The organism is Mesorhizobium sp. M2A.F.Ca.ET.037.01.1.1 (genome assembly GCF_003998075.1).
In the GTDB taxonomy this organism is placed as follows: domain Bacteria; phylum Pseudomonadota; class Alphaproteobacteria; order Rhizobiales; family Rhizobiaceae; genus Mesorhizobium.
In genome coordinates this window covers 1-4,590 of record NZ_RZSA01000535.1, presented here as the reverse complement: position 1 = coordinate 4,590, position 4,590 = coordinate 1, and the positions used below count along the sequence as shown (strand labels likewise).

The 4,590-nt window shown below is 65.0% G+C and carries 4 protein-coding genes and 1 pseudogene; all 5 read right to left on the bottom strand.

Features of this window, described 5'->3' with window-relative positions; all coding sequences use genetic code 11:
* Positions 1-774, bottom strand: a 774-nt coding sequence (locus EOA27_RS23430; RefSeq protein ID WP_127257343.1) for an aldehyde dehydrogenase family protein, incomplete at its 3' end; no start/stop codon positions are given.
* Between the two features lie 184 nt (positions 775-958).
* The gene (locus EOA27_RS23425) at positions 959-2,233 is read right to left on the bottom strand and encodes an RNA polymerase sigma factor (RefSeq protein WP_127257340.1); all 1,275 of its coding nucleotides are present in this window, start codon (positions 2,231-2,233) and stop codon (positions 959-961) included.
* Entirely contained in the window at positions 2,230-2,604 is a 375-nt protein-coding gene (locus EOA27_RS23420) for a YciI family protein (RefSeq protein ID WP_042640414.1), read from the bottom strand. The genes EOA27_RS23425 and EOA27_RS23420 overlap by 4 nt, the downstream gene beginning before the upstream one ends.
* Before the next feature lie 111 nt (positions 2,605-2,715).
* Positions 2,716-3,807 carry a DNA topoisomerase IB gene (locus EOA27_RS23415; RefSeq protein WP_127257337.1) on the bottom strand — a complete coding sequence of 364 codons (1,092 nt, stop codon included), beginning with the start codon at positions 3,805-3,807 and terminating at the stop codon, positions 2,716-2,718.
* 130 nt (positions 3,808-3,937) lie between these two features.
* Positions 3,938-4,590: pseudogene (locus EOA27_RS40875) on the bottom strand (hypothetical protein); the annotation flags it as partial.

Sequence of the window (4,590 nt, the reverse complement as noted above, 5' to 3'; positions counted from 1 at the left end):
CTCGAGCACCGCGCGGGCAAAGCGCTTGGCGAGCCGAGGACCGACCTCGCGGCCCATGCGGGTCGAGCCGGTGGCCGAAACCAACGGCACCTTCGGATGGTCGACCAGCACCTCGCCGGCGACGCGGTCGCCGATCAGCACCTGCAGCAGGCCTGCCGGCGCATCGGCCCCGAAACGCTTTGCGGCGCGCTTGAAGATCGCCTCGCAGGCAAGCGCGGTGAGCGGCGTCTTTTCCGACGGCTTCCACGCCACCGCATCGCCGCAGACGAAGGCGAGCGCTGCATTCCACGACCACACCGCGACCGGGAAATTGAAGGCCGAGATCACGCCGACCACACCCAGCGGATGCCAGGTCTCCATCATGCGATGTCCGGGGCGTTCGGTGGCGATGGTGAGGCCATAGAGCTGGCGGGAAAGACCGACGGCGAAATCGCAGATGTCGATCATTTCCTGGACTTCGCCGAGACCCTCGGATGGGATCTTGCCGACCTCGATCGACACCAGCCGGCCGAGCTCGTCCTTGTGCGCGCGCAGTTCTTCGCCAAGCAGGCGCACCAGTTCGCCGCGCTTCGGACCCGGCACCAGCCGCCAGGCCTGGAAAGCCTTGTGCGCGGCATCGATGGCCTTGCCGGCGTCCGCCGCCGAAATCTGCTTCAGCGCCGCGATCTGCTCGCCCGTCACCGGGCTGCGCACGACGAGGTCGCCGCCGGAAAGCGCGTCCTTGGTGACGCCGAGTTTCTCAAGAAGTGAAGCCGTTTCCTTCGCCAATGTCATTTTTGTCCCTTTCAGGTTCCACCTCGAAGGGTGGGAATGGAGCCATGCGCCATGTCCTTGACGTGCCGATAGGAACGCCCGGGCGCTTTGATGGCGTGGCATTACTCGTTTCGGTGAAAAACCGCCACCCCGGCATGGTCCAAGGCCCGATCGCGAGATTGGGCCAGAGGGTGAAGCCGGAGGATCAATGCGCTTTTTTGGCGGGAGTCCGCTCGCTGCTTTCCTTGATCAGCCGGTCGATATGCATGCGGATATGCGCCGCCTCTGCCGCCGTGTTGGCCAAGGCGATGGCGCGATCGAAGGCGATGCGCGCCTCTTCGTTGCGGCCAAGCTGCATCAGCAGCCCGCCCCGCAGCCCGAAGAAGTGGAAATAGCCCGACAACCGGTCTTCCAGTGGCTCGATCATGGCAAGCGCGGCTTCCGGGCCGCGTACCTTGCTGACCGCGACGGCGCGGTTCAGCGTCACCACCGGCGACGGCTGCATCTGCTCCAGCAGGCCGTAGAGCAGGTCGATCTCGGTCCAGTCGGTATCCTCGGCCGTCGCCGCCCGCGCATGCAGCGCCGCGATCGCCGCTTGCACTTGGTAGGGGCCGGGCTTGCGATGGCGCAGCGCCTTGTCGACCAGCGCCAGGCCCTCGTCGATCATCTTGCGGCTCCACAGCGAGCGGTCCTGATCCTCGAGCAGGACGATCTCGCCATGCTCATCGAACCGCGCCGGCGCCCTTGCGTGCTGCAGCAAAAGCAGCGCGGTCAGCCCCATGATCTCCGGTTCGGCCTGGAACAGCCTGAGCAGCAGGCGCGCAAGCCGGATCGCCTCTTCGCAGAGCGGCGCGCGGGCCGGCGCCTCGCCGCCATTGCTCGAATAGCCTTCGTTGAAGATCAGATAGACCATCGCCGCGACTGCGGCGAGCCGTTCCGAGCGTTCGACGGCCCCCGGCGTCTCGAACGGCACGCCGGCGTCCGCGATGCGCGCCTTGGCGCGGGTGATGCGCTGTTCCATGGCGCTCTCGCCGACCAGGAAGGCGCGCGCGATCTGCTTGACCGTGAGGCCGGAGACGATGCGCAGCGCCACCGCGATCTGCTGCGTCGCCGGCAGATCCGGATGGCAGCAGATGAACAGAAGCCGCAGGATGTCGTCGCGGTAATGCGCGCCGTCCAGCCGCTCGGCCATGTCGCCCTCGGCGTCCTCCAAATCGGTGATCTGGTCCTCTTCCGGCATCGGCGCCTGCTTGGCGCGCTTGCGCACCGCGTCGATGCCGCTGTTGCGGCCGACGAAGATCAGCCAGGCGGCGGGATCGCGCGGCGGCCCGTTCTTCGGCCAGTTCTTGAGCGCCCTCAGGCAGGCGTCCTGGAAAGCCTCTTCCGCGGCGTCGAGATCGCGGAAGTAGCGCAGCAGCGCGCCCATCGCCTGCGGACGGGCGTTGCTGATCGCCGTGCTTATCCAGGCAAGGTCCGTCATACCGCGACCTTTGTCGGATTGAAGACCGAAACCGGCCGGATCTCGTAGGAGCCTCCGCTCGGATTGACCTCGGAAAGCTCGCGCGCGAATTCGACCGCCTCGTCGAGGTCGCGGCATTCAAGCGTGTAAAAGCCAAGGAACTGTTCCTTGGTCTCGGCAAACGGGCCATCAAGCACGACCGCCTCGCCCTTGACCTTTCTGAGCGTCGTCGCGGCCGTTGTCGGCAAAAGGCGCGCCACGGGCCCGAGCCGGCCGGCCTTGGCGTATTTGTCCTGCACGTCGAGGATCTTCGCCATGACCTCGTCGTCCTGTTCCTTGCTCCAGGAGCAGACGACGTCTTCGGAGGCGTAGCAGAGGATGGCGTATAGCATGGCAGGTCCTTTCCGTATCAAAGGACGCGACACTAGGACCCTTCCCGACACAAGGTCGATAAAAAAATTCGGCTGGTAATCACGGACTTGGCTGTCCCTCGCGCCTGACCGTCAGGCGCCATGCGCCTGCAGCCATCTGAGCACCAGCGTTTCTTCCTCGTCGAGGCCTTGTATCAGGCGCTTGCGCTTGTTGGCTTCGGCCATCTCGTCAAGCAGGCGTCCCTCGGTCCATGCCTCGAACACCAGCGGATGGATGTAGCATTTGCGGCAGACGGCACGAGTATTGCCCAATCGCTCGGCGACCTTGTCGACGACGCTGTTGATCACCCGGTTTTGTTGCGTCTTGCTTTCCGGCAGCTCGGTCCCGGCAAACAGCGACGCAGCATGGATGGTGCCGCCCCAGGTGCGAAAATGCTTTGAGCTGAATTCGGCGCCGGAAGCCTCGCGGATGTACCGGTTGACGTCCTCCGAGCGCACCGGCCGCCGGTCGCCATCCTCACCCAGATACTGGAACAGCTTCTGCCCAGGCAGATCCTGGGCGCCGCGCACGACCTTGGCGATGCGGCGATCGACCAGCTTCAGCTTCCATTCCTTGCCCGACTTGCCCTTGAAGGCGAAGCGCAGGCTGGAGCCGTTGATCTCGACATGGCGGTCGCGCAGCGTGGTCAGCCCGAAGCTCTTATTGTCCCGCGCATAGGCCGCGTTGCCGATGCGGATCATGGTGTTGTCGAGCAGCCAGACCACCGAGGCGACGACCCGCTCCAGGGGCAGTCCCCGCCGGCGCAGATCGGCATCGATCTGGCGCCTCAGGGCGGGCAGGCTTTCCGCGAAGGCGACGAGGCTGGAATATTTGACGCCGTCGCGTTCCTCGGTCCATTGCGAATGGTAACGGTACTGCTTGCGACCGCGCTGATCCCTGCCCGTCGCCTGGATATGGCCGTCCGGATCGGGCGAGATCCACACATCCGTCCAGGCCGGCGGAATGACGATCGCCTTGATGCGGGCAAGCGTCGTTTCGTCGACGGCTCTGCCATCGGGTCCTAGATAGGAGAATCCCGCGCCTTTCCTCAATCTGCGGATGCCGGGATCGGCATCGGTTACATAGTTAAGCGACGTGCTCCCGGCCAAGCTGCTGGCGCCGCTTCTCTGGGTTTCCTCGGCCCGCGCCGAACGGTCCGATGACGCTTGTAAATGCTGTAACATGCCGGCTCCGCGAAATGACCCGTAGATAAAGCCGCGCGCCGGTGACTTGTTCCAGAAGGCGTCAGCCCTGCCGGCTGACCGATACGTCCGCTATCCAACAGCCTTCCATCACCAACATGGGTGGGAGCTATTACCGGCCGGCATGGGCTTGAGGATCCATTGCCGGCTGCCAGATAGTCGTGAGGTCCGGCCTCGACGCCATCAGGCGCGTTGCGGTTGGGCGGCCGAAGCCGAGAACCGGCGCCGTAGAGTGACCTTCAATCGATAGCGCATGCAACGCCAGGCGTTCGCGCCCGCCCGTGGCGCGGCCTCGGCCACGTTGAGGAATCTTGCCGCCTTGTCGAAAATCGCCGCGCGCGTAATGAACGCGCGCGATCTTCAAGGCAACGAGGCCTTCCCTGACCTTCAGCGACCGCTCCGCGATGCCGCAGGACCGGAGCCGGCGCAGCGCCAGGCGCCATTCCAAAAAGCGCCCGGCAGATCTGACCGTGAAACGATCGTCGGAGCGCTCCGCAGACACGAAATAGGTGAAGATCGGTTGTCTCACGACGGCAACCGATGCCTTGGCGATGACGCGCGCCCAAAACAGCGTGTCCTCGTCATAGGCAAGCCCAACCGGGAATCTCGTTTCGCCAATGACCCGCCGCGACACCAGCGCGCTGCCGACTGCAATCGACCGTATCCGCCCATCGAGATAGGCGCAGGCATTGGCAAGCCCGCTGGCTGTGTAGACGCCCGGCATCTTGGTCGACCGCTCCTCGCCGTCGGCCCGCCGACGGAAGG